This is a genomic window from Saccharothrix espanaensis DSM 44229, from assembly GCF_000328705.1.
Classification (GTDB): domain Bacteria; phylum Actinomycetota; class Actinomycetes; order Mycobacteriales; family Pseudonocardiaceae; genus Actinosynnema; species Actinosynnema espanaense.
In genome coordinates, this window is the sequence record NC_019673.1 from 4,086,819 (window position 1) to 4,108,972 (window position 22,154).

Below are 22,154 nucleotides of genomic sequence, written 5' to 3' on the forward strand. Positions count from 1 at the left end.
GTGGACTCCTCAGTTGTCGTGGAAAGTGAGTCGGTCGGACAGCCGCACCAGGCCGGCGGCGATAAGCGCGAACGCCACGAACAGCAGCATCCCGGCCGACGCGCTCAGCCCGGCGTCGTAGCTGCGGAACCCGAAGTCCCACAACAGGTAGTAGAGGTTGGTGGTGGCGTCGGCCGGACCGCCCTGGGTGAGCGTCTCGATCAGCGGGAACGTCCACTGCGCGGACAGCAGGACGGTCATCAGGGTCAGGAACACCAGGGTCGGCGACAGCAGCGGCAGGGTGATCCACCGGGTGGTCTGCCACCGGGTCGCGCCGTCGAGCGCCGCGGCCTCGCCGTAGTCACCGCTGATCCCGGCCAGGCCGGCCGCGACGATCAGCACCGCGAACCCCAGCACGTGCCACCCGGTGATGAGGATGATCACGACCTGCGCGGGTCCGCTCTCCTGCAACCAGTTCGTGGTCGAGCCGAGCACCCGGTTGACCGCGCCCGCGCGCGGCGCGAGCAGCCACTGCCACACCGCCGCACTGGCCACCGGGGCGACCAGCATCGGCGCGAAGACCACTGCCTGGTAGACCGTCCTCGCCCGGCCTCGCACGTGCCGGGTGAGCAGCCCGACCAGCACCGGGATCCCCACGGAGAACGGCAGCAGCCCGACGATCACCAGCACCGTGCGCCACACCGAGTCGCCCAGTTCCGGCAGGTCGAGCAGGCGCTCGTAGTTCCCGAGCCCGACCGGTGCCATCGGAGTGGTGGGCAACAGGTTCCACGAGTGGAACGAGAGCTGCGCGGTCTGCACGAGTGGCCGGTAGGTCCAGATGACCAGCAGCACCAACGCCGGCGCGAGGTAGAGGTACGGCGGCGCGGTCCGCACGATCCGCCGCGCCCATGGCGGTTTCGCCGCCGGCAGGCCGGGCCCGGACGGGGGCGCGGGCACTTCGACGAACATCACGCCTCCGGCGTCAGGTCGGCGATGAACCGGGTCATCTCGGCGGCGTCCCGGTCGTACACCACGGGTGAGGACAGCAGCGGCACCGCCGTGACCACGAACCGCCCGTCCACCAGGTCGATCCGGGAGAACCCGGTGTCGGCGAGCCCGCGCAGCCGGCCGCGCGGCGACAGTGCCTCGACCCGGTAGGCGAGCGCGGGCGAGACCCACACCGGCACCCCCGCCAGCGACCCGGCTGCGGCGTGGTGCGCGTGCCCGGTGGTGATCAGCCGCACGTCGGTGCCCTCGATCACCGCGCCCAGCGCGTCGGAGTTCTTGAGCCGCAACAGGTGCACGGTCGGGTGCGGCGAGGGCAGCGGCGGGTGGTGCAGCGCCAGGACGGTCCCGCCCGGCGCGGGCGTGGCGAGTTCGGCGCGCAGCCACGCCAACTGCTCCGGGTCCAGCCGGCCGTCGTGGCGGCCGGGGACGCTGCTGTCCAGCACGACGACCCGGACGCCGCCGAACCGGTGCACCGAGTACGGCGACACTCCCAGCTCGGCTTCGAACACCGGCCGCGAGTCGTGGTTTCCCATGGCGTAGAGGACTTTCGCGCCCAGCCGCGCGGCCAGGGGCTCGATCACGGCCCGCAACCGGCGGTACGCCCCGGGCGCGCCGTCGTCGGCCAGGTCGCCGGTCAGCAGCAGGCCGGACACGACCGCGCCGGAGGTGGCCACCGCGTCGGCGGCCGCCTCCAGGTTCGCGAGCGTGTCGACCGCGCCGTGCGTCAGCTCCCCCTCTCGAACCAGGTGGGTGTCGCTGAACTGCACCAGGGTCAGCTCGGGGGTCACCTCACTTGCCGCCGTTCGGCAGCAGCTTCGAGCCTTGCTCCTGCTGCGCCTTGAGGGTCGAGGCCGGGTCCGCGCCCTGGAACACGACCTTCTCCACCGCCTCCATCATGCCGTCGCGGATCTGCAGGTAGTTGTTGCCGGGGAACGAGGTCCACGGCTCCATCGCGGCCAGCTGGTCGAGGTTCGGCTTGATCAGCGGGTTCTTGCCGGCCCACTCCCGCAACCCGGCGGGGTCCTCGACCAGGCCGGTGCGCAGCGGCAGGTAGCCGATCTTGGACGAGATCAGGGTGTAGGCGTCCTCGCTGGTCAGGAACTTGATCAGCTCCCAGCCCGCGCGCTGCTTGGCGGGGTCGGCGGACAGCAGGAACAGCGACGCGCCGGAGTTGGTCGGGATCACCTGCCGGCTGCCGAAGCCCGGCGAGGTGGTCGCGCGCAGGTCCCACCTGTCCTTGGCGCCCTTGAGGAACGTGCCCTGGATGGCGCTGGTCTCCAGGATCATGCCGATCTCGCCGCGGGCGAACGCCTCGTAGCCCTGCTGCTGGCTGAGCTTCGGGTGCGCGCCGGAGCCCACCAGGTCCTGGGCCATGGCGACGGCCTTGACCGCCGGCTCGTCGGCGAAGGTCAGCGACTTGCGGTCCTCGGACAGGACCCGGCCGCCGTTGGAGCGGACCAGGCTCTGCAGGCACCAGTCCTTGGCGAGCTTGGTCAGGCAGTCGACGTAGACGCCGTCCTTGCCGGTCTTGTCCTTGATCGCCAGCGCCGCTTCCCTGACCTGCTCCCAGGTCTTGGGCGGCGCGGCGGCGTCGAGCCCGGCCTGCCCGAACAGGGTGGCGTTGTAGTACAGGACCGGGGTGGAGAACACGAACGGCACGCCGTAGGTCTTGCCCTCCCAGTCGCCCAGGGTGCGCGCGGTCGGCGCGTACGGGTGCTTCGCGCCGTCGAAGTTCTTCTGCACCGCATCCTTGCCGACCAGGTCGTCCAGCGGCTTGGCGGCCAGGCCGTGCACGGTGAAGTCCAGGTCGCTGAAGCCCAGCTGCGCCACGTCCGGCGGGGTGCCGGTGGCCAGTTGGCTCTGCACGCTGGAAATGGTGTCCGCCGCCGGGTTCGGGCTGTTGCCCTGCGGCTTCTGCGCGGTCACCTCGATGTGGGGGAACTTCTGCCGGAACTTGCCGATCAGCTCGGTGAACGTGTCGGTCCACGCCCCGGCCTGGCCGAAGTTGTAGCTCTCGAACACGATCTGCACCTGCTGGTCCGCTGCCAGCTCGGGAATCCGGGACGCGGTGGTGCCGCTCGGGGCGGTGGCGGTGCTGCCGAGTCCTCCGCACCCGGACAGGGCGAGCGCGGCGACCACGAGGGGCGCCAGGAGGCGTGTCTTGTTCACGGGGTGCTCCTAAACGACGGCGGGGGAGACGGGGGAGGGCTGCCGGACCAGGCGGCGTCCGCTGGTCCGGTCGAACAGGTGGACGTGCTCGGGGGCGCACGTCAGGCCCACGGCGTCGCCGGCCGCCAGGCCCAGCGGGCGGGGGCCGCGCAGGCACACCCGCGCGTCGCCGACCAGGAGGTGGGCGACTTCCTCGCTGCCCAGGTTCTCCACCACGCGCACCACGCCGCGCACCAGGGACCCGCCGGGCTTGAGGTGCTCGGGGCGGATGCCGAGCACCACGTCCCGCGCCGGCAGGTCGCCGGCGATCCCGAGCGGCACGGCCACGTCCGGGGCCTGCACGTGCAGCTCGCCGTCCCGGGCGACCAGGGTCGCGTCGACCAGGTTCATCGGCGGCGAGCCCAGGAACCCGGCGACGAACACCGACGCGGGCTCGTCGTAGACCTGCTCGGGGGTGCCGACCTGCTCCAGCCGGCCCCGGTTCACCAGCGCGATCCGGGTGGCCATCGTCATGGCCTCCACCTGGTCGTGCGTGACGTAGACGAACGTGGAGCCCAGCGCGCGGTGCAGGTCGGTCAGCTCGGCGCGGGTGGCGGTGCGGAGCTTGGCGTCGAGGTTGGACAGCGGCTCGTCCATCAGGAACGCGCCGGGGTCGCGCACCAGCGCCCGGCCCAGCGCCACCCGTTGCCGCTGCCCGCCGGACAGCTCGCGGGGCCGGCGGTCGAGCAGCTCGTCGAGGCCCAGCACGGCGGCCACCTCGGCGACCTTGCCGGCGATGGCGCTCTTGGCCCGGCCGCGCGCCCGCAGCGGGAACCCGATGTTGCGCGCCACGGTCAGGTGCGGGTAGAGCGCGTAGCTCTGGAACACCATGGCCAGGTCGCGGTCGCGCGGCGGGGTGTGGGTGATGTCCCGGCCGTCCAGGGAGATTCGGCCCGAGGTCGGCGGGGCCAGGCCCGCGATCATCCGCAGCAGCGTGGACTTGCCGCAGCCGCTCGGGCCGAGCAGGACGAGGAAGTCGCCGTGGCTGACGTCGAGGGTGACTTCGTCTACGGCGGTGACCGCGCCGAACCGCTTGGTCGCGCCGTCGATCTGGATTCGGCTCACGGGAGGTGAGTCCAGCAGTCGACACGGGTGCCCCTGGCGGTCGATAGGCAGTGCCGATCGGCCGAGTCGAGTGCGCGCGTACGCCTGGGACGTGGGCGTGGCCTGCGCCAAGCTGGCGGCCGACTCCGCGAAGGCAGACACCACGAAGAAGGCCGCCCGTGACGACACCGACCGCCTGGATCCCGCTCGTCGTGCAGGACGTCCCCAGCCGGGCCCCGGATGGCCGTCCTACAGCGGCCGCACCGTCGCCGTCCACAGGTCCATTGCGGACGCGGCGCGCGCGCCTCGTCTGGGACTACTGACCCCAACCGACAAGTGCGACTTGCCGACGTGGGCAGCCCGGCTCGACTCCCTGGCCGTGTGCACGTCCCGGCGCGTCGCGGAGGAGAACCCCCATGCTGCTCACCGTTCTCGGTTGCCGGGCCGGAATGCCCGCCGACGGTCAGCCCAGCTCCGGCTACCTGGTCCGCACGCCCGGCGCACGGGTGCTGCTGGACTGCGGGCCCGGCACCGCGACCGCACTCGGCGCGCACCTGCCGCCGTGGGGGCTGGACGCGGTGGTGATCAGCCACTTCCACTCCGACCACTGCTACGACCTGCTGCCGATCGGCAAGTCGCTGCTCACCCGGCTGGTCGAGGTGCCCGGTGGGCCGGCGGCCGACGCCGAGACGTTCCGCCCGGTGCCGCTCTACGTCCCGGGCGGCGCGCGGGAGCTGTTCCGGCGCTGGTCGGCGCTGTTCCCGGTGACCACGATGCCGTTGCTGGACAAGGCTTTCGAGGTGGCCTTCGACGTCCGGGAGTACCGGCCAGGCGACCGGTTCACGGTCGGCGACTGCACGGCGGAGCTGCGCGAGCTGCGGCACGTGCAGCCCAACTGCGGCATCCGCTTGACCTCCGCGGGCGGTTCGCTGGCCTACACCGGCGACACCGGGCCCACGCCCGTGCTGGCGGAGCTGGCGGCGGGCGCGGACGTGCTGCTCGCCGAGGCGACGCTGACGCGCAGCGACGTCACCGCGCACGGTCACCTGTCCGGTGCGGACGCGGGCCGCGCGGCGGCGCGGGCGGGCGTCGGGCGGCTCGTGCTGACCCACTTCGCGTCCGTCGAGCCGGACTGGCTCAGCGGTCTGGCCGGGGCGGCGTCCCGGGAGTTCGCCGGTCCGGTCACGCTCGCCGAGCCGGGGATGACCCTCGCCGTCCGCGACCCAGGTCGCAGCGAGTGACCGCAGTTGTGCGGCTTCGCCGGTTGTAGTCACGCCGTGCGTTCGCCGTGTCCGCAGGATCGCGGAAGTCTGCGGGCCGGGATCCCTCGACCTTGTGAATTCGTGCACGTGCAACCACGAAGGACCACCGTCGGAAGGTCGTCCGCTGCCATCCGGATGAACCTCGTGAGGGGGCGGCAACCTGCGCGAGTGGTGTTCCGAGCTGTCCCTCCTTTTAGCGCAGGGTGACTGTTAGCTTGCGGAGAGCGATGTGCTTCTCCGGCTCGCTGCCCCCTGTGGAGGTTTGGGATGAAACGCTTCACCACGGTCCCGCCCGGTGCGCGCGCCGCCACCGCGCCGACCGTTCCGCTGGACCCGGTGGCCGGCGAGGTCGCCGGGGCCGGGGAGGTCTCGGTCCCCGGAAACCCCGGAGGGCGACGTGATACTGCGGCAGGTATGCGCGTACCGCCTGCGAAAGCCCCGTTCCGCGCCTGAAGAAGTCATGGGACACAACACATACCGATGCGGTGGAAAGGGCGCACGTGTCCGTCGATCTCGTCGTCGTGGGAGTCGGCTACGTTGGACTTCCCCTGGCGGCCGCGGCCAGTGCCGCGGGCCTGTCGGTCATCGGATACGACATCTCGCCGACGGTCCGGGACCGTCTCGAAGCGGGCCTCTCGCACGTCCCGGACGTCACCCCGGCGCAGCTCAAGGCGATGCTGGCCACCGGTTTCCGCGCCACCACCGACCCGGCCGCGATCGCCTCGGCCGACACCGTCGTCATCTGCGTGCCCACCGGGCTCGGCCCGGACGGCCGGCCCGACCTGTCCGCCGTGCGCGCCGCGACCGCGACCGTCTCCGACCACCTGCGCCCCGGCACGCTGGTGGTCCTGGAGTCCACCAGCTTCCCCGGCACCACGGACGAGGTGGTGCGGCCCATCCTGGAGCGGCACGGCCTGGTCGCCGGCGAGGACTTCCCGCTGGCCTACTCGCCCGAGCGGATCGACCCGGGCAACCGGCGGCACGGCATCCGCAACACACCGAAGGTGGTCAGCGGGCACACCCCGTTGTGCGCCAAGCACTGCGCCGCGTTCTACGGCCGGTTCGTGGAGACCGTCGTGGTGGCCCGGGGCACCCGCGAGGCCGAGATGGCCAAGCTGCTGGAGAACACCTACCGCTACGTGAACATCGCGCTGGTCAACGAGATGGCGGTGTTCTGCGACCAGTTGGGCCTGGACGTGTGGGACGTGCTGCACTGCGCGGCGACCAAGCCGTTCGGCTTCGCGCCGTTCACCCCCGGCGCGGGCGTCGGCGGCCACTGCATCCCCATCGACCCCCGCTACCTGCTGGACAAGGCGCGCCGCGAGGGCGCGCGCCTGACGGTCGTGGAGGCGGCCCGCGAGGTCGACCGGAACATGCCCGGCTACCTGGTGGACCGGGTGGGGCGGCTGCTGGTCGGCGACGGCAAACCCGTGGCCGGGGCGAGCGTGCTGCTGCTGGGCGTCACCTACAAGGCCGACGTGCCCGACACCCGGGAATCGGCCGCGCTCCGGATCGCCGCCGGGCTGACCGCGCTCGGCGCCCGGATCGCCTACCACGACCCGGTCGCGGGCGACGTGCCGCAACTCGGCCCGCCCGTCCCGGACCTGGACGCCGCGCTGCGCGAGTCGGACGCCACCGTCCTGCTCGTCCCGCACCGCGAGTACGACCTGGGCCACCTGGCCCGGAACGCACGGCTCCTGCTCGACGTCACGGGACGCGTGCCCGGAGGGGAGATCCAGCGCCTGTAGTTCCCCGGAGTCCCACCGCCTCGGCAGCCGGACCTCAGAACTGCCGCGCTGACCGACCCGGCGAAGGGGCCCGGCGATCTCAGGACCCCTTCGCCGGGTCGGCCGAGCCGGTGCCGGGTTCAGCGCATCACGCGTGTTCCCTCCGGTACGCCTCGTCCACCAGGGACAGCGCGGCCAGGCCGCCGTCCGGCCGACCGCCGACCCGGACCACCCGGGCGAAGTCGGCCAGCACGCCCTCGTACTCGTGCCACAGCGACCCCCTGAACTCCCGGTGACCGGCCAGCAGGTCGGCGCGCAGCACGGTGCCGTCGACCAGCCGCACCTCGACGTCCTTGGTCTCGCCCGGGAACGACCAGTCCAGCTCGACGGTGGCCGGCGCTGACCCCCGCACGTGCAGCAGCGCCTGCCGGTCCACGCCGTCGGCGTCCCGGACGATCTTCGCCGACTCGAACGTCAGCGGCCCGAGGAACAGCCGGGCCAGGTCCAGCGCGTTGGGCCCGTTGCCGGCCACGCACCCGCCGCCGCTGCGCGCCACGTCCAAGTGCCGGCGATCCCGGCCGACGTGGTCCTCCATGCACTCCAGGTAGCGCACGGTCAGCGACTCGATCGGCGGGGCGGACGCCAGCCGCTCACGCAGGTCCAGGACGTTGTCGTTGTAGCGGCGGTGGAACGCGGTGAACACCAGGCCGCCGCGGGTGGCCAGCCCCATCCCGTCGGACAGGGTGGTGGCCAGCGGCTTCTCCACGCACAGCGGCAGCCCGGCGTCGAGCACGTCCCGGCCGATCAGCGCGTGCGCGTCGTTCGGCGCGGTCACCACCACCGCGTCCAGTCCGCCGTCGGCGAGCATCGCCCGGTGGTGCAGGTAGTCGCGCACGCCGTGGCCGGCCAGCGCGTCCCGGTCCACGTCGCACACCGCGACCAGCTCGAAGTCGGCGGAACGGTCGATCGCGGCCAGGTAGTACCGGGAGACCAGACCCAGCCCGACCAGCCCGACCCGGATCACCCGACGGCCCGCAGGTCCGCCGCGAGCACGCGCAGCTCCGCGTCCTGATCGTCGGGCAGCGGCACACCGCGCACTCGCCGCCACCCGGCCCGCTCGTCCTCCGCACCGCAGTGTCGGGTGACCGGGCGGCGCTCGTCCTCCGGTGGGCCGGGGTAGGTCGCCTGGTGGCGCTCGCCCATCGGCGGGCAGCGCAGTGGCACCGGGAACAGCCGGTGCGCGTCGCCGGCGGACTTCGGCCGCCGAAGGTTCGGGGCGACCACCGGCGCGCCCCGCTCGGCGAGCGCTCCGCCGGCGGCGGCCGACAGGGGCGGGTGGGGCACTACGGCGGTCATGTTCCTCCGTTGCGGGCGAACCGCACGACGAGGTCGCGCACCACGGCGGAGAACCGGTCGAGTTCCCCGACGTCGGCGCGCTCGCCGCGGGTGCGCGTTGATGGGGTCCACGGCAGCCCCAGCAGCAGGTCGCGGTCGGCTGGGGTCATCGCAGCAGGCGGGCCATCGCCCGACCCGCCGCGACGAACGCCGCCGGCGCGCCCGCGGCCAGTGCACCGGCCTGGTGCGGGACCAGCGAGACGTGTGGTTCGAGCGACCAAGTGCCCTGATAACCGTTGTCCCGCAAGAGTTTCACGCAGTCGGCGACCCTCGCGGCACCCTGCCCCGGTGCGACGAAGCGGCCGCCGACCGCGTCCTTGACGTGCACGTGGACCACGTGCGGCAAGACCTTCTCCAGCAGCGCGAGCCCGTCGTAGCCGTGCGCCACGCCGTTGCCGGTGTCGAACAGGAGCTTGAGCGCCGGGCTGCGCACCGCGTCGAGCAGCTCCAGCGCCCGCTCCGCGCTGGTGCCCGCCCACCCCGAGCAGTTCTCGTGCAGCAGCACCACCCCGGCGGTCTCGGCGGCTTCGGCGAGCACGCCGATCCGGGCGACCACCCGGTCCCGCCAACGGGTCTCGGGCAGGCCGGAGTTCGGGTAGGACATGATCCGGATGTACCGGGTGCCCAGCTCGCCGCAGCGCCGCGCGAGCGTGTCGAACTCGGCGAGGTCGTGCTCGAACGGCGTGGACACCGGCCGCGCCCAGCCGCCGATCCCGGACGCCAGGCAGACCGCGCGCACGCCGTGGTCGGACAGGGTCTTGGCGACCTCGGTGAACCGCCGGTCGCTCAGCGCGGCGACCGGCACGGTGTCGACGCTGCGCAGCTCGATCGCCGACCAGCCCAGCTCGGCCAGCACCGCGAGCTGACCCGGCAGGTCGGGCGCGGCCTCGTCGGTGATCCCCGCCAACACCGGCCCGCCCGCGCTCCCCGGTGCCCCGGACCCGGCCGCCGCCGGCTGGAGCCCGTCACCGGGCGCGGTGGCCGGAGCCCGGCTGGTGAGGCTCGCCCCTGGTGGGAGGTGGTGCGCGTGCGCGGGGTCCGAGGTGGGTGGCGCGGTCGCGCCGGCGTCGACCTGGCCGAGCGGTGCCGGCCGGCGTGCGTCGGGGAGTGCCGTCGGTGTCGGGCGGGTCCCCTCGGCGGACGCGTGGTGCCGGGTTCCCGGGTGTCGGGTCCCCACGGCCGGTGGGTGGTCAGCGGGCATGGGCGACCACCGGGGCTTCCGCGCGGGCGGCCGGGACGACCGGTTCGGCGCAGATGTTCTTCGCCACCGACAGCAGCTGCACCACGTCCGTGGCGAACGCGAACCCCCGGGCGTGCTGGTCGCCGACGCCCCGGAAGAGCTGGTAGGCGCGGATCATCCACTCGGTCAGCGAGTCGTCGCGCAGCACCTCGTGCTCGCGGTGGCCGTTGCGGGTCACCGCGAGCTGGGAGTGGTCGTCGTCGGCGCTCACCGCGAAGTGCCCGACCACCGTGCCCCGCTCGAACTTCATCGTGATCCGGCGCTCCCGGACCGGCGAGGTCAGGTCCGAGCTGATCTCGGTGCGCACCCCGCTGTTGTGCCGCAGCCCGACCCGCGCGCCGCCCATCCGGGGCACCACGACGTCCCCGACGACCAGGTCGAACCCGGCGGCGTGGGTGACCCGGGCGTTCCCGGCCAGGCGCAGCGCCAGGCCCACGCCGTGCGGCAGCTCCACGTCGAACGCCGTCGGGTGGCTGGGCCGGGTCATCGAGCGGCGGAAGCGCGGCTTGTTCTGCACGATCGCGATCGACTTCGGCTCGCCCAGCGTCCCGCCGCGCACCAGGTCGGTCAGCCGCCCGGTCAGCGCGCTGGTCAGCCACGGCTCGACCACCGCGATGCGCAGGCCGTGCTTGCGCCGCAGCCGGATGATCCGGGCCAGGTCGTCGGTGTCGGCGGCCAGCGGCTTCTCCACGATCAAGTGGCGGAACCCCCGCTCGGCCAGCTCGCCGATCACCTCCGTGCGCACGGTGGGCGGCGTGCACACGTGCGCCACCGCCTCCGCCGGGTCGACCAGTGCGGCGGCCTCGGCGAGGCTGGTCACCGTCACCAGGCCGGGCCGGTCGCTCAGCACCAGACGTGGGTCGCACGCGACCACCGGCTCCTCGGCGAACAGCCGGCGGGTCGCGGCCCGTGCCCTGGCCAGCACCGGGAGGTGCAGCTCCGCGCCGGCCCGGCCGAGTCCCACGACGAGTGTCCGCACCATTGAGCCCCTGGTTCGTCCGGTGTGTTCGCAAGGCGTACGAATAAAGCGACCGAATTCGATCGATAACGACGTTGTACGACTGGGCGCGTGCTGTCAACGCGGCTCGACGTAGTTGACCAGGAAGAGTGAACTCGGGTGCGTGCGAGCACCCCCCGGACCGCCTGCCATACGCTCCGAACCGTGCTTCGACAGCGGAGGTGAGCGCGCTGCCCGTCCCATTCTTCACCCAATCCGCCACCTTTTCCCGACAGTGGCCGATAACGCGGGAGCGCATTGTCGAGGCGATTCGGAACGACCGGTGTTCACCGGCTGCCGAGGTGGCCGAGTCGGAGGGCGCGTTAGCCGCCTGCACCGGCGCCCGGCACGTCGTCGGGGTCGACAGTGGCACGGACGCGCCGGTGCCGCTGCTCCGGGCGTGCGGGCTGCGCCCCGGCGACGAGGTCGTGATGCCCGCGTTCTCGTCCATGGCCACCGCGCCCTCGGTCGTCCTGGCCGGCGGGCCGCCGTCCGCGTGCTCGCCGAGTCCACAAAGGAGCACGTGTGAATCCGCACGGCACGCGGACGTTGTCCGACGAGGCCGCCACCCGGCACGTCGTGTCGTTGGGGGAAGTGGAGGAACGGGTGCCCGAGATGGTGCAGTTCGTGGTGCTCGGCGCGGCGCGCCGGCCGCAGTCGCGGGTCGTGGTCGCCGCGCGGGCCTGCCCGGGGCGGTGGGTGTGACCGCGACGGGGTGCGCCTTCGCCGGGCACGGGCTGCACGCCACCGAGCAGTTCCGCTGCCTGTCCGCCGCCTACGACCCGATCACGCCGGCCCGGCTCGGCCAGACGGGCGTGCGCAAGGGCCGGCGGTGCCTGGAGGTCGGCGCGGGCGGCGGCAGCGTGGCGCAGTGGCTCGCGCGGCGCTCCGGGTCGGTGCCGGCCACCGACCTCGACCCGCGGCACGTCCCGGCCGAGCCGGGGCTCACCGTGCGCCGGCACGACGTCGTGCGCGAGCTGCTGCCGGAGGGCGGGTTCGACCTGGTGCACGCCCGGTTCGTGCCGGCCCACCTGCCCGAGCGGGAGGAGGTGCTGTGCAAGCCGGTGCTCAGCCTCAAACCCGGCGGCTGGTCGCAGATCGACGAGTTCGACCGGACCTGCGCGCCGGTCCTGGTCGACGTCGACCCGGTGCCGGTCACACAGCCGTGGCGGGCCGGCTCGCCGGCCGTGCGGCTGCTCGCGCACCGCACCCACCTCCTGCGGGACGGGCTGGTCGAGGCCGGGATGACCGACCAGGACCTGCACCGGCTGCGCGCGCTGCCGGCCGACCCGGTGCTCCGGGTCGCGTCGTGCGTGCGCTACTCGGTGCACGGGCGGCGGCCGTGACCGCTGCCGCGCTGGAGACCGTCAGCTGGGCCGGGCCGGTGGACCTGCCGCTGGCGGGCGAACTGGACGTGCAGGCGGCGTGCGGGCTGATGCACGTCCACGGCCGCCGGTTCGGCCGCCCCACGAGGCTGGGCCTGGACTACGCGTCGATCACCGCGGTCGAGCTGGCCGGGATCGGCGCGGCGGCGGTGGAGGTGGCGCGGGCGCGCGGCATCGCGTTGCGGGCGGCGACGACGTCGGTGGCACAGGCCGCGTTGCTCGCCGTGTCGCAGTACCTGGCGGCGGCGACCGCCGAGCCGCGGCCCGAGCGGCACGAGCCGGGCGGGCCGCCGTTCCGCTCGGCCGAGGGCGTGGCGTTCGAGCTGGACGTGCTGGACGCCGAGGTGTGGCAGCGGTTCTGGGCGGCACTGGGCGCGGGGCGGCGGGCCGTCGAACACGGGTGGCGGTCGTTTCCGCACCGGTTCGCCACGGCCACCTGCCCGCTGCCCGCCGAGCTGCTCGACCTGACCGCGCTGACGCCGATCGCGGAGGTGGCGGAGGTGGCGCGGCGGACCGGGGCCACGCTGGTCCGGGTGGCGTCGCGGGTCGTGGACCACCTGCACGCCTACCGGTCCACGCCCCTGGGCGACGCCTCGCGCTCGGCACCGGGCGGCGTGGTGCGGCGGGACGCGGGCCTCACGTCGCCGTTGTCCGGTCTGGTGGTGCTGGAGTCGTGCCGGCGGGTGCAGGGGCCGCTGGCGGGACACCTCCTGGGCCTGCTGGGCGCGACCGTGGTGCGGATCGAGCCGCCGGGCGGCGACCCGTCGCGCGGCGTGCCGCCGATGGCGGGCGACTGCTCGGCGCGCTTCCTGGCGGTGAACCGGGGCAAGCAGGTGGTCGAGGTCGACCTGCGCACGCCCGCCGGGCGGCGCTGCGCGCTGGAACTGGCGTCGGCGGCGGACGTGTTCCTGCACGACTGGGCTCCGCGCCGCGCCGACGCGTGGGCGCTGGGACCCGAGGACGTCGCCCGCGCGCGGCCGGGGATCGTCTACGCGCACGCGTCCGGCTGGGGCGGCGAACTCGGCCCGGAACCGCCGCCGGGCAGCGATTTCCTGGTCCAGGCGCACGCCGGCGTGCCGCCGACGCTGATGACCGTCGTGGAGGTGTTCGGCGGGCTGGTGGCGGCGCACGGGATCGTCGACGGCCTGCTGCGGCGGGTGCGCACCGGGCGCGGCCGGTCGGTGGCGACGTCGCTGCTCTCGGCCGCCTCCCGGCTCAACGCCCGGTCGCGCGGCCGGTGCGCGGCCCCGCTGACCGTGCCGGTGCGCACCGACCTGGCGGGCCTGGGCCGCGACCCCCGGTTCGCCCGCGCGCTCGTCCGGGACGGGTGCGTGTTCCCCGCCTCGCCCTGGGAGTTCGTGCGATGACCTGGCGCTCCGCCAACGGTGTCGAGCTGCGCGACCTGGTGCCCGAGGCGACCCGCCGGGGCTGGGTGGCGGCCGGCCACTGCCCGGACCTCGACCTCTGCTCGCTGTGGCGCGACCGGGTCGCCCGGCACCCCCGGCGCACCGCCGTGGTGGACGAGCGGGGCGCGCTGGACTACGCCTCGCTCGACGCCGAGGTGCGCCGGCTGGCCGGCGCGCTGCACGGGTTCGGGCCGGCGGACATCATCGGCGTGCGGGTGCCCAACGGCCGGGACGCGGTGATCGCCGAACTGGCCGTGGCCGCGGTCGGCGCGGTCGCGCTGCCGTTCGCGGGCGGCCTGGCCGACGCGGTGAGCCTGCTCGCCCGGTCCCGGGCGAGCGCGCTGATCACCGACTCGCCCGGCCCGGAAGGACTGCCGCACCTGCGGAAGGTGCTGCCGGTGAGCGCGCGCGGGCCGGTCTGGCGGCCGGTGCCGGTCGACCCGGAGGCCCCGGCCCGGATCCTGGTCTCGTCCGGACCGCGGGCCGAGCCGACGATGGTGGCCTACTCGCACAACGCGGTCGCCGGCGGCCGGGGCAACCACCTGCGGGCGGTGCACCGGGGCACGGCGGTGTGGCGGGACCTGGTGCTGGTGCCGCTGTCGTCGGCGTTCGGGTCGTTCGGGGCGGCGGTCACGCTGTGCCGGTTCGGCGGCACGGTGCTGCTGATGCGCCGGTTCGACGCCCTCTCGGCGTTGCGGGTGGTCGCCCGCCAGCGGCCGACGCACGTGTTCGGCGCGCCCGGGATGCTCGCCCGGATGGCCGCCGCCGCGTCCACTGTGGACACCTCATCGCTGCGGGCGGTGGTGGCCGGCGGTGATGTCCTGCCGCCGCCGGTGCTGCGGGCGTGCCGGGTGGCGTTCGGCGTCGACGTGGTCGACGTCTACGGCTCCCCGGAGGGCGTCGACTGCCACACCACCACCCCGGAGCACGGGGCGGGCCGGCCGGACCCGGCGGTCGCCGACATCCGGGTGGTCGACGGCGAGATCTGCGGCCTGGGCCCGATGACCCCGCTGTGCCACGTCGGAGTGCCCTCGCCCCGGCTGCCCGGTGGCTGGGTGCGCACCGGCGACCAGGGCCGGTTCGACGCGAGCGGTGTGCTGCACGTCGAGCGGCGGCTCGCGCGGGTGGTGATCCGGGGCGGCTACCCGATCAGCCCCGCCGAGGTCGAGCAGGCGCTGGGCGCGCACCCCGGTGTCTCGGAGGTCGCGTGCGTGCCGGTGCCCGACCGGGAACTCGGCGAGCGGCTGTGCGCGTGCGTGAGCCCGAAACCCGGCCACCCGGCCCCGGACCTGCCGCAGCTCACCGCGTTCCTGGCCGACCGGCAGGGGGTGACCCGGCACAAGCTGCCCGAGTTCCTGTTGGTGCTGCCCGACTTCCCGGTGGGTCCCACCGGGAAGGTGTGCCTGCGGACGTTGGCCAGGCTTGCCGCCGAACGGCACGGGGGAACCCGGTGAAGCGGTCGCCCGGGGCGCGGTCGACGCGCCCGGGTCGCGGCTGCATCCTGTCGGTATCCGCACTCTGTGGCGTCTTTCCGGGCGGGTTGTGTCACTCGACCAGGTGAGTGGCATGACCTGAAAGTGGTGGCCACTGCCACGGTTGTAGCGTGCTCGCCACCCTCCCCGACGCTCACCACGCAATCCCGAGAGGATTCGCAGTGCGACCACTCCGCGCCTTGGCCGCGTCACTCCTGCTCGTCGCCACCCTGCTGGCCCCGTCCGCGCGGGCCGACTCCGCCGTCGAGTGCACCGAGACCGACCTCCCGGTGTCGCTGGGCCTGTTCACCCAGACCGTGCACGGCCAACTGTGCCTGCCCACCGGGGCCTCTCCGGACACCGTCCAACTCCTCCTCCACGGTGCCAGCTACAACCGCCGGTACTGGGACCTGCCGGTCGACGGCGGCTCGTACTCCTACCAGCGCGACCTGGCCCGGCGCGGGGTCGCGACCTTCGCCGTGGACTGCGTCGGCTCGGGCGAGAGCTCCCAGCCGCCGAGCGTCCTGGTCACCGGCGTCAGCCAGGCTTCCGTGGTGCACCAGGTGGTCGGCAAGCTGCGGGCCGGCCACGTCCTGGGCCACCGCTTCGACCGCGTCGTGCTGGTCGGCCACTCGATGGGCTCGGGACTGGCGGTGGTCGAGGCGGCCACCTACCGGGACGTGGACGGCGTCGTGCTCACCGGGTTCAGCCACTCGGTGAACTTCCCGGAGGTCGCCCGCGTCTTCGTGGAGGGCGTCCGGCCGGCGGTCCTGGACCCGGTGCTGGCGCAGCGCGGCTCGGACCCCGGCTACGTCACCACGGCGCCGGGTGCGCGCCGGGTGTTCCACGACCCGGGCGCGATCGACCCGGCGGTGCTCGCGGCCGACGAGGCGACCAAGGACCAGTTCCCCGCCACGGTCGTGACCGACCTGCTGGCGCTGGCGTTCCTGAGCCCGCTGACCCGGGAGATCTCCGTTCCGATCCTGGTGGTCAACGGCCAGGTGGACTCGCTGTTCTGCGCGTCGCTGTGCGAGGACCGCACGACGTTCCTGGACTCCGAGGACCTGTACTTCGCGTCGAACACCCCGGTGGACGCTTTCCTGTTGCCGCAGGCGGGTCACAGCCACGGCTACGCGCCCAACGCCGCCGACTACCGCACCGCCGTGGTGAACTGGATGAACGCTCACTTCACGCCGTGAGCGCGACACCGGGAGTTCACCTCCGGTTGGGGAACGAGCGGTGCCGATCTTCCGTCTGACCGACGGAGGTTCCCCACATGCTGCGTTATCTGACGCTCGTCGGTGCGGCGACCGCCGCCGTCGCACCGTTCCTGTCGGGCGGGGCCGCGCGCCCGGAACCGGTGGACGGCCCGGTCATCGGGCTGGCGGTCGGCGTGATCGCGGTGGCCGCGCTCGGGTTCGCGCGGCACCGGGCCGCACGGATCACCGCCGTGCTGGGCGCGGTGGTCGCCCTGGGCCTGGTGCTCTGGGCGCTGGTGACCGACGTCGGCGCGGGGTTGACCGGGCCGCGCCTGCCGGTGTTGGCGGTGGGCTCGCTGGCCGTCGCGATCGGCGTCGGCCTGTCCGGCAGTTGGCGGCCCCGGCCGGTCGGGGTGCTGGCGGCGGTCGTCGCGGTGGCCGCCGCGGTGCTCGCGCCCGCCGGTGCCGACGCGGTGATCGTCGAGTCGGTGACCCGGGACGCCCGGGACTTCGCGCCGCCGCCGGTCGCCGAGGAGCTGACCGGGCGCCAGTGGGCGTGGCAGCCCCCGGCGGACGTCGTCGGGGTCGTCGCGGCCGGGCACGGGGTGGTCGTCGGCGTCGGCGGCGGTGCCGTCGTCGCGCTGGACGGCGCGGACGGCGACGAGCAGTGGCGCTACACCCGGCACGGCGCGTTCGTCGGCACGCTGGCCGCGTCGAAGGACGGCAAGGCCGTCGTGGCGACCTTCCGGTCCCGGCTCGCCACCCGCAACGACCTGCTGGTGGTGCTGGACGCCGACACCGGTGCCGTGCGGTTCGAGAAGGTCGTCCCGGCGGTGGTGGCCGAGATCGAGGACATCGCGCCCGGCACGACCGCGCTGGCGTTGCGGGACCGGGACCTGATCACCGCCTACGACCTGGTCACCGGCGACGAGAAGTGGCGCTGGACCCCGCCGGACGGGTGCACCTCGCCCTACGCGCGCGCGGTGCGCGGCAAGACCACCGTGCTGGCCCCCGTCGAGTGCCCGGACGCCGCCCGGCTGGTCGCGCTGGACGAGGCGACCGGCGTCGAGCGGTGGCAGCACCAGGTCGGGCTCGGCAAGGACGACCGCCGGCGGCTGGACGTCCACCTCGCGGGCACCCCGGACGGCGCGGTGGTGTCGGCGCGGCTGATCTCCACCCGGGCGCTGCCCGGTTCGGTCACCAGCGGCCTGTTCGACGCCGAGACGGGGAAGCTGCTGCACCGGGCCGATCCGCGCTGGGTCGTGCGGGCCGACCGCGGCCCGCGGGTGCTGCTGGAGGTGCAGGACGGGGCCGAACCCCGGGAGCTCGAGGTCCTCGACCTGGCCGCCGGCACCAGCCGCCCGCTCGACCCGGCCGCGTGCCGGGACCGCACCGATGACGTCACCACGGCGACCACGTACGTGCGCAAGTGCGCCGACAACGGGCGTGAGGTGACCGTGGTGCTCCAAGGCTTGGACGGATCGCCGGCGGTCGCGGTGCCGGTGCGGATGGACGGCTCGGGCAGCGTGCCGGAGTCGTTCCTGGTCGCCGCACCGGGCGCGGTCGTGATCGCGCGGGGCACCTCCGGCGGCACCCCGTCGCCGGTGGTCGGGCTCACCGGGGGCGCGCCTGCGTAGTCACCCGGCGATTCGACCTGCCGGGTCCGCACGTTCGAGGCCGGGCAGACCTCCAGCGGCACGTGGTGTTCGGCCAGGCAGGCCGGCAGCGCCGGGTCGGCGGCGGCAGGGCGTGGACGAACGAACGCATGGCTGCGCTGGACGAATTCGCGTTCGGTGTCGGCCCCGTAGAGGGGCAGCTTGAACTCCGTCACGGTTCGCACCGCAACAGATTGACCGCAGGCGCACCAAGGGGTTGCGCCCGACGGGTTCAGCGCTGCGGTTGCGGCGGGCAGCGCGCCGCGTCGCCGGCGTCGTACACGACCGAACCGGCGAGAGCGGCCCGGGAGCGCTCGTGGTGGTAGCGGCACAGCAGCAGGTCCACCGGGTGGGCCGGGTCGTCGGGCAGCGTCACCAGCACGACGACGGCGGGCTTGGCGGAGCAGCAGCACGACCGCTCGGCCGACCACAGCACCGGTGCCCACTCGGACGCGAGCGGGGACACCTGCTCGGCGATGGCCCGCCGGAGCCAGTAGAGGTTGTTGTCCACCCCGGCAGCGTCACACGGCGAGGCGGCCCGTGGCAGGGACCTAAGTCACTGCGGGGCACGAAAGAGCCGGGAAAGCCACGGAAAGTCAGCGGTTCCCGGGGTGCAGACCGGGAAAGCCGAGCGGGGTTCACAGTCCCACCGCAACGACACCTCGCCACGCCGCGAATCGTGGCCCGTCAGGTCCAGGTGCGGGGCGTCGCGGGTGAACGCCTCGGCGACCAGCGCCGGATCGGCTGCCGCGCCGTCGAAGCCGCCACCGCCGCGCCCACTTGACTTCCAGCGTCGCCCGCTGACCTGCCGGCACACCGAGCAGCACGGCCCGCTCGTCGCCCGTGGTGGGGCCGTCGAACCTGGTGTCCCGGGCGAACAACTCGGCTCTGCGCCGCCTTTCGACCATGTCCGCGATCATGCCCGCCCGCCCTGGCGACGGTCAGTGCACCCGGTTCACCCGAACGTGCAAGCGTGTCCGGGATGTGGGAAGGCCGTTCCGCCAGATCGGAGCACCCTACGCTCGCGATCGTGAGTTCCCCGACCGCCCGCGCACTGCCGTTGATCGACATCTCCCGCTTCCGCGGCCCCGCCGCCGACCGCTCCGCGTTCCTCGCCGACCTGCGCCGCGCGGCGCACGAGGTCGGGTTCTTCTACGTCGTCGGGCACGGCGTGCCGGAGGAGCTGACCTCGGGCATCTTCGCCGTGGCGCGGGAGTTCTTCGCACTGCCGCTGGAGGACCGGCTCGCCGTCGAGAACCTCCGCTCGCCCCAGTTCCGCGGCTACACCCGCACCGGGCACGAGTACACCGGGGGAGTGCCGGACTGGCGCGAACAGCTCGACATCGGCCCCGAACGAGCGGTCTTGGAGGTCGGCACCGGCGAACCGCTGTGGCGGCGGCTGATCGGGCCCAACCAGTGGCCCGGGGGGCTGCCCGCGCTGCGCACGACGACGTTGGCGTGGCAGGCCGAAGCGCTGCGGGTCAGCCGCGAGGTGCTGCGCGCGCTGGCCGCCGCGCTGGGCCAGGACGAGGGCTACTTCGACACCTGGTTCGACGAGGAGGCCTCGACCCACGTCAAGATCGTCCGCTACCCCGGGCGGCCGGCCGACGACGTCGACCAGGGCGTGGGCGCGCATAAGGACTACGGCTACCTGGCGCTGCTGCAACAGGACGACGTCGGCGGACTGCAGGTGCAGGCGGCCGACGGCGGCTGGATCGACGCCACCCCGGTCCCCGGCAGCTTCGTGGTCAACATCGGCGAGATGCTGGAGATCGCCACGCAGGGCTACCTCACCGCGACCCGACACCGGGTGGTCAGCCCGCCCGCCGGGGTGGAGCGGTTCTCCGTGCCGTTCTTCCTGGGCCCCAGGCTGGACGCCGTGGTGGAACCGCTGGAACTGCCCGCCGACCTCGCGGCCGGGGCGCGCGGCGTGAGCCAGGAGGCGGACAACCCGCTGCACGCGGCGTTCGGCGACAACGCGGTGGTCGGCTGGCTGCGCTCGCACCCGGAGGTGGCGCGGCGCTGGTGGGCCGACGTCGTGGCGGAGCGCGGATGAGCGGCTGGTCGTTCGACACGCGGCAGGTCCACGCGGGCGCCCGGCCCGACCCGGCGACCGGGGCGCGGGCCACGCCGATCTACCAGACGACGTCGTTCGCGTTCGAGGACGCGAACCACGCCGCCGAGGTGTTCGCGTTGCGGGACTTGGAAAGCCACGCCTACACGCGGTTGTCCAACCCGACGACGCTGGTGGTGGAGGAGCGGATCGCCGACCTGGAGGGCGGGGTGGCGGCGGTCGCCGTGGCCAGCGGTCAGGCCGCGACGACGTTGGCGCTGCTGAACATCGCGCGCGCCGGCGACCACGTCGTGTCCTCCGCCGCGCTCTACGGCGGCACGTACAACCTGCTCGCGTACACGTTCGCCGACCTGGGCATCACGGTCGACTTCGTGCGCGACCCGGACGACCTGGCCGCGTGGCGGGCCGCGGTCCGGCCCGAGACCAAGGCGTTCTACGCGGAGAGCGTCGGAAACCCGCGCGGGAACGTGCTGGACGTGGCGGCGGTCGCGGACGTGGCGCACCAGGCCGGCGTGCCGCTCGTGGTGGACAACACGGTGCCGACGCCGTACCTGTCCCGGCCGTTCGAGCACGGCGCGGACATCGTCGTCCACTCCACCACCAAGTTCCTGTCCGGTCACGGCAGCGGCATCGGCGGCGTCGTGGTCGACGGCGGCCGGTTCGACTTCACCGCCGACCCGGCGCGCTGGCCGCAGCTCAACGAACCCGACCCGAGCTCCCACGGCCTGGTGTTCGGGCAGGAGTTCGGCGACGTCGGCTACAGCCTGCGGCTGCGCACGAAGCTCGTGCGGGACCTGGGTCCGGCGGTGTCGCCGTTCAACAGCTTCCTGCTGTTGCAGGGAATCGAGACGTTGTCGTTGCGGCTGGACCGGCACGTGGCGAACGCGCGGGCGGTCGCCGAGTGGCTCGCCGACCAGCCGCAGGTGACCGAGGTGCACTACGCCGGCCTGCCCGACAGCCCGTGGCACGACGCCGCGAAGCGCTACCACCCGCTGGGGGTCGGCGCGATCGTGTCGTTCGAGCTGGCGGGCGGGGTGGCGGCGGGGCGGCGGTTCGTGGACCGGGTGGAGCTGTTCAGCCACCTGGCCAACATCGGCGACGTCCGCAGCCTGGCGATCCACCCGGCGTCCACCACGCACGCGCAGCTCACCCCGGACCAGCAGGCGGCCTCCGGCGTGACGCCCGGCCTGATCCGGCTGTCGGTGGGCATCGAGGGCGTCGGCGACCTGATCGCCGACCTGCGCCGGGGCCTCGCCGATGGGTGAGTTCCGGGTGGGTGGGTTCGCGGGCCGCACCGGGAAGGTCCACTTCGGACAGTGGGTGCCGGTCGACCCGCACGCCGCGGTGGTCTTCTTCCACGGCTTGGGCGAGCACATCGGCAGCTACGAACCGCTGGCGGCGGCTTTGAACGCCACCGGGTTCGCGTTCTGGGCGCACGACCACGCCGGGCACGGCCGCAGCGAGGGCGAACGGGTCCTGGTCGAGTCGGTGGACGACCTGCTGGACGACGCCGAGACGTTGCTCGACCTGGCCCGCGCCCGGCACCCCGGCCTGCCGGTCGTCCTCGCGGGCCACTCGCTGGGCGCGACCGTGGCGGCGCTGCTGACCGCGGAACGCTTGCTGGGCACGGGGAAAGCGCCCGCCGCGCTGGTGCTGACGGGTGCGTCGCTGCTGCCCGAGGCGTCACCGCTGGAAGCGCTGCTCGCCTCCGGCGTCGACCCGTGGGACCTGCGCAAGGACCCCGGCGAGATGACCCGGCACACCGGCTACGCCGAGCAGCTCCGCAACGACCCGCTGACGTGGCAGGGCGGCCTGCGCCGGGAAACCCTGCGGGCGCTGACCGAGGCCGCGCCGCGCACGCACGCCGCCGTGCCGAAGCTGGACCTGCCGGTCCTGCTGCTGCACGGCGCGGAGGACGACCTCGCCCCCGCGACGAGCGCCGCCCGCGCGGCCGACGTGCTGCCGGACGCGCGCCTGGCGGTCTTCCCCGAGGACCGGCACAACATCCTGAACGAGATCGACCGCGACGAGGTGCACCGCGTCTTCGCCGATTTCGTCGCCCAGCACACCCGCGGCTGACACCGACGCCGAGACCGACGCCGA

21 protein-coding genes and 1 pseudogene are annotated in these 22,154 nt (G+C 74.0%); 12 read left to right on the forward strand and 10 right to left on the reverse strand.

What is annotated here, in order from left to right:
• Positions 1-9 precede the first annotated feature (9 nt).
• Genes BN6_RS18145 through BN6_RS18160 form a run of 4 tightly spaced genes read right to left on the reverse strand, consistent with a single transcriptional unit; the run spans position 10 to position 4,260 of the window.
• Complete coding sequence (locus tag BN6_RS18145) at positions 10-948, reverse strand: carbohydrate ABC transporter permease (RefSeq protein ID WP_015101150.1); 939 nt, start codon at positions 946-948, stop codon at positions 10-12.
• Complete coding sequence (locus tag BN6_RS18150; RefSeq protein ID WP_015101151.1) at positions 948-1,775, reverse strand: metallophosphoesterase; 828 nt, start codon at positions 1,773-1,775, stop codon at positions 948-950. The genes BN6_RS18145 and BN6_RS18150 overlap by 1 nt, the downstream gene beginning before the upstream one ends.
• A 1-nt stretch (position 1,776) precedes the next feature.
• Positions 1,777-3,156, reverse strand: a complete 1,380-nt coding sequence (locus tag BN6_RS18155; protein ID WP_015101152.1) for an ABC transporter substrate-binding protein — start codon at positions 3,154-3,156, stop codon at positions 1,777-1,779.
• Between the two features lie 9 nt (positions 3,157-3,165).
• A complete protein-coding gene (locus tag BN6_RS18160; protein WP_041313156.1) occupies positions 3,166-4,260 on the reverse strand; it encodes an ABC transporter ATP-binding protein in 1,095 nt (364 codons plus the stop codon).
• A gap of 395 nt (positions 4,261-4,655) precedes the next feature.
• On the opposite strand from BN6_RS18160, the gene BN6_RS18165 reads away from it, so the two are divergent.
• The gene (locus BN6_RS18165) at positions 4,656-5,480 is read left to right on the forward strand and encodes an MBL fold metallo-hydrolase (protein ID WP_015101154.1); all 825 of its coding nucleotides are present in this window, start codon (positions 4,656-4,658) and stop codon (positions 5,478-5,480) included.
• 521 nt (positions 5,481-6,001) lie between these two features.
• The gene (locus BN6_RS18170; protein WP_015101155.1) at positions 6,002-7,249 is read left to right on the forward strand and encodes a nucleotide sugar dehydrogenase; all 1,248 of its coding nucleotides are present in this window, start codon (positions 6,002-6,004) and stop codon (positions 7,247-7,249) included.
• 127 nt (positions 7,250-7,376) lie between these two features.
• Here the strand turns inward: BN6_RS18170 and BN6_RS18175 are convergent, their stop codons facing one another.
• From BN6_RS18175 to BN6_RS18190, 5 genes are read right to left on the reverse strand one after another with little or no spacing between them, the layout of a single operon-like run.
• Positions 7,377-8,252 carry a Gfo/Idh/MocA family protein gene (locus tag BN6_RS18175; protein ID WP_041313159.1) on the reverse strand — a complete coding sequence of 292 codons (876 nt, stop codon included), beginning with the start codon at positions 8,250-8,252 and terminating at the stop codon, positions 7,377-7,379.
• Positions 8,249-8,584 (reverse strand): hypothetical protein, encoded by a 336-nt coding sequence (locus tag BN6_RS18180; protein WP_063641817.1) that lies wholly within the window; start codon positions 8,582-8,584, stop codon positions 8,249-8,251. The genes BN6_RS18175 and BN6_RS18180 overlap by 4 nt, the downstream gene beginning before the upstream one ends.
• Positions 8,581-8,733, reverse strand: a complete 153-nt coding sequence (locus BN6_RS46760) for a hypothetical protein (protein ID WP_158509404.1) — start codon at positions 8,731-8,733, stop codon at positions 8,581-8,583. Before BN6_RS46760 ends, BN6_RS18180 begins: the two co-directional genes overlap by 4 nt.
• Positions 8,730-9,800 (reverse strand): sugar phosphate isomerase/epimerase family protein, encoded by a 1,071-nt coding sequence (locus tag BN6_RS18185; RefSeq protein WP_231905332.1) that lies wholly within the window; start codon positions 9,798-9,800, stop codon positions 8,730-8,732. The genes BN6_RS46760 and BN6_RS18185 overlap by 4 nt, the downstream gene beginning before the upstream one ends.
• A gap of 13 nt (positions 9,801-9,813) precedes the next feature.
• Positions 9,814-10,845, reverse strand: coding sequence for a Gfo/Idh/MocA family protein (locus tag BN6_RS18190; protein ID WP_015101160.1), 1,032 nt, complete (start codon positions 10,843-10,845; stop codon positions 9,814-9,816).
• 317 nt (positions 10,846-11,162) lie between these two features.
• Between BN6_RS18190 and BN6_RS48865 the strand changes: the two are divergent.
• The 7 genes and pseudogenes from BN6_RS48865 to BN6_RS18220 form a co-directional block, all read left to right on the forward strand.
• Positions 11,163-11,315, forward strand: a pseudogene (locus BN6_RS48865) (DegT/DnrJ/EryC1/StrS family aminotransferase); the annotation flags it as partial.
• 70 nt (positions 11,316-11,385) lie between these two features.
• Positions 11,386-11,565: a hypothetical protein gene (locus BN6_RS47280; RefSeq protein WP_041313168.1), complete on the forward strand. Its 180-nt coding sequence runs from the start codon at positions 11,386-11,388 to the stop codon at positions 11,563-11,565.
• Entirely contained in the window at positions 11,562-12,206 is a 645-nt protein-coding gene (locus BN6_RS18200) for a class I SAM-dependent methyltransferase (protein WP_162164593.1), read from the forward strand. Before BN6_RS47280 ends, BN6_RS18200 begins: the two co-directional genes overlap by 4 nt.
• Entirely contained in the window at positions 12,203-13,612 is a 1,410-nt protein-coding gene (locus BN6_RS18205) for a CoA transferase (RefSeq protein ID WP_015101162.1), read from the forward strand. The genes BN6_RS18200 and BN6_RS18205 overlap by 4 nt, the downstream gene beginning before the upstream one ends.
• Positions 13,609-15,105, forward strand: a complete 1,497-nt coding sequence (locus BN6_RS18210) for a class I adenylate-forming enzyme family protein (RefSeq protein ID WP_015101163.1) — start codon at positions 13,609-13,611, stop codon at positions 15,103-15,105. Before BN6_RS18205 ends, BN6_RS18210 begins: the two co-directional genes overlap by 4 nt.
• A 200-nt stretch (positions 15,106-15,305) precedes the next feature.
• Positions 15,306-16,322: an alpha/beta fold hydrolase gene (locus BN6_RS18215; RefSeq protein ID WP_015101164.1), complete on the forward strand. Its 1,017-nt coding sequence runs from the start codon at positions 15,306-15,308 to the stop codon at positions 16,320-16,322.
• A 77-nt stretch (positions 16,323-16,399) separates the two neighbouring features.
• The gene (locus tag BN6_RS18220) at positions 16,400-17,959 is read left to right on the forward strand and encodes an outer membrane protein assembly factor BamB family protein (protein ID WP_015101165.1); all 1,560 of its coding nucleotides are present in this window, start codon (positions 16,400-16,402) and stop codon (positions 17,957-17,959) included.
• Between the two features lie 250 nt (positions 17,960-18,209).
• Here the strand turns inward: BN6_RS18220 and BN6_RS18225 are convergent, their stop codons facing one another.
• Complete coding sequence (locus BN6_RS18225; RefSeq protein WP_015101166.1) at positions 18,210-18,488, reverse strand: hypothetical protein; 279 nt, start codon at positions 18,486-18,488, stop codon at positions 18,210-18,212.
• Positions 18,489-19,007: 519 nt separating this feature from the next.
• On the opposite strand from BN6_RS18225, the gene BN6_RS18230 reads away from it, so the two are divergent.
• Genes BN6_RS18230 through BN6_RS18240 form a run of 3 tightly spaced genes read left to right on the forward strand, consistent with a single transcriptional unit; the run spans position 19,008 to position 22,130 of the window.
• The gene (locus tag BN6_RS18230; RefSeq protein ID WP_041313174.1) at positions 19,008-20,033 is read left to right on the forward strand and encodes an isopenicillin N synthase family dioxygenase; all 1,026 of its coding nucleotides are present in this window, start codon (positions 19,008-19,010) and stop codon (positions 20,031-20,033) included.
• Positions 20,030-21,316, forward strand: a complete 1,287-nt coding sequence (locus BN6_RS18235; RefSeq protein WP_015101169.1) for a bifunctional o-acetylhomoserine/o-acetylserine sulfhydrylase — start codon at positions 20,030-20,032, stop codon at positions 21,314-21,316. The genes BN6_RS18230 and BN6_RS18235 overlap by 4 nt, the downstream gene beginning before the upstream one ends.
• Positions 21,309-22,130 (forward strand): alpha/beta fold hydrolase, encoded by an 822-nt coding sequence (locus BN6_RS18240; RefSeq protein ID WP_015101170.1) that lies wholly within the window; start codon positions 21,309-21,311, stop codon positions 22,128-22,130. The genes BN6_RS18235 and BN6_RS18240 overlap by 8 nt, the downstream gene beginning before the upstream one ends.
• Positions 22,131-22,154: the final 24 nt, after the last annotated feature.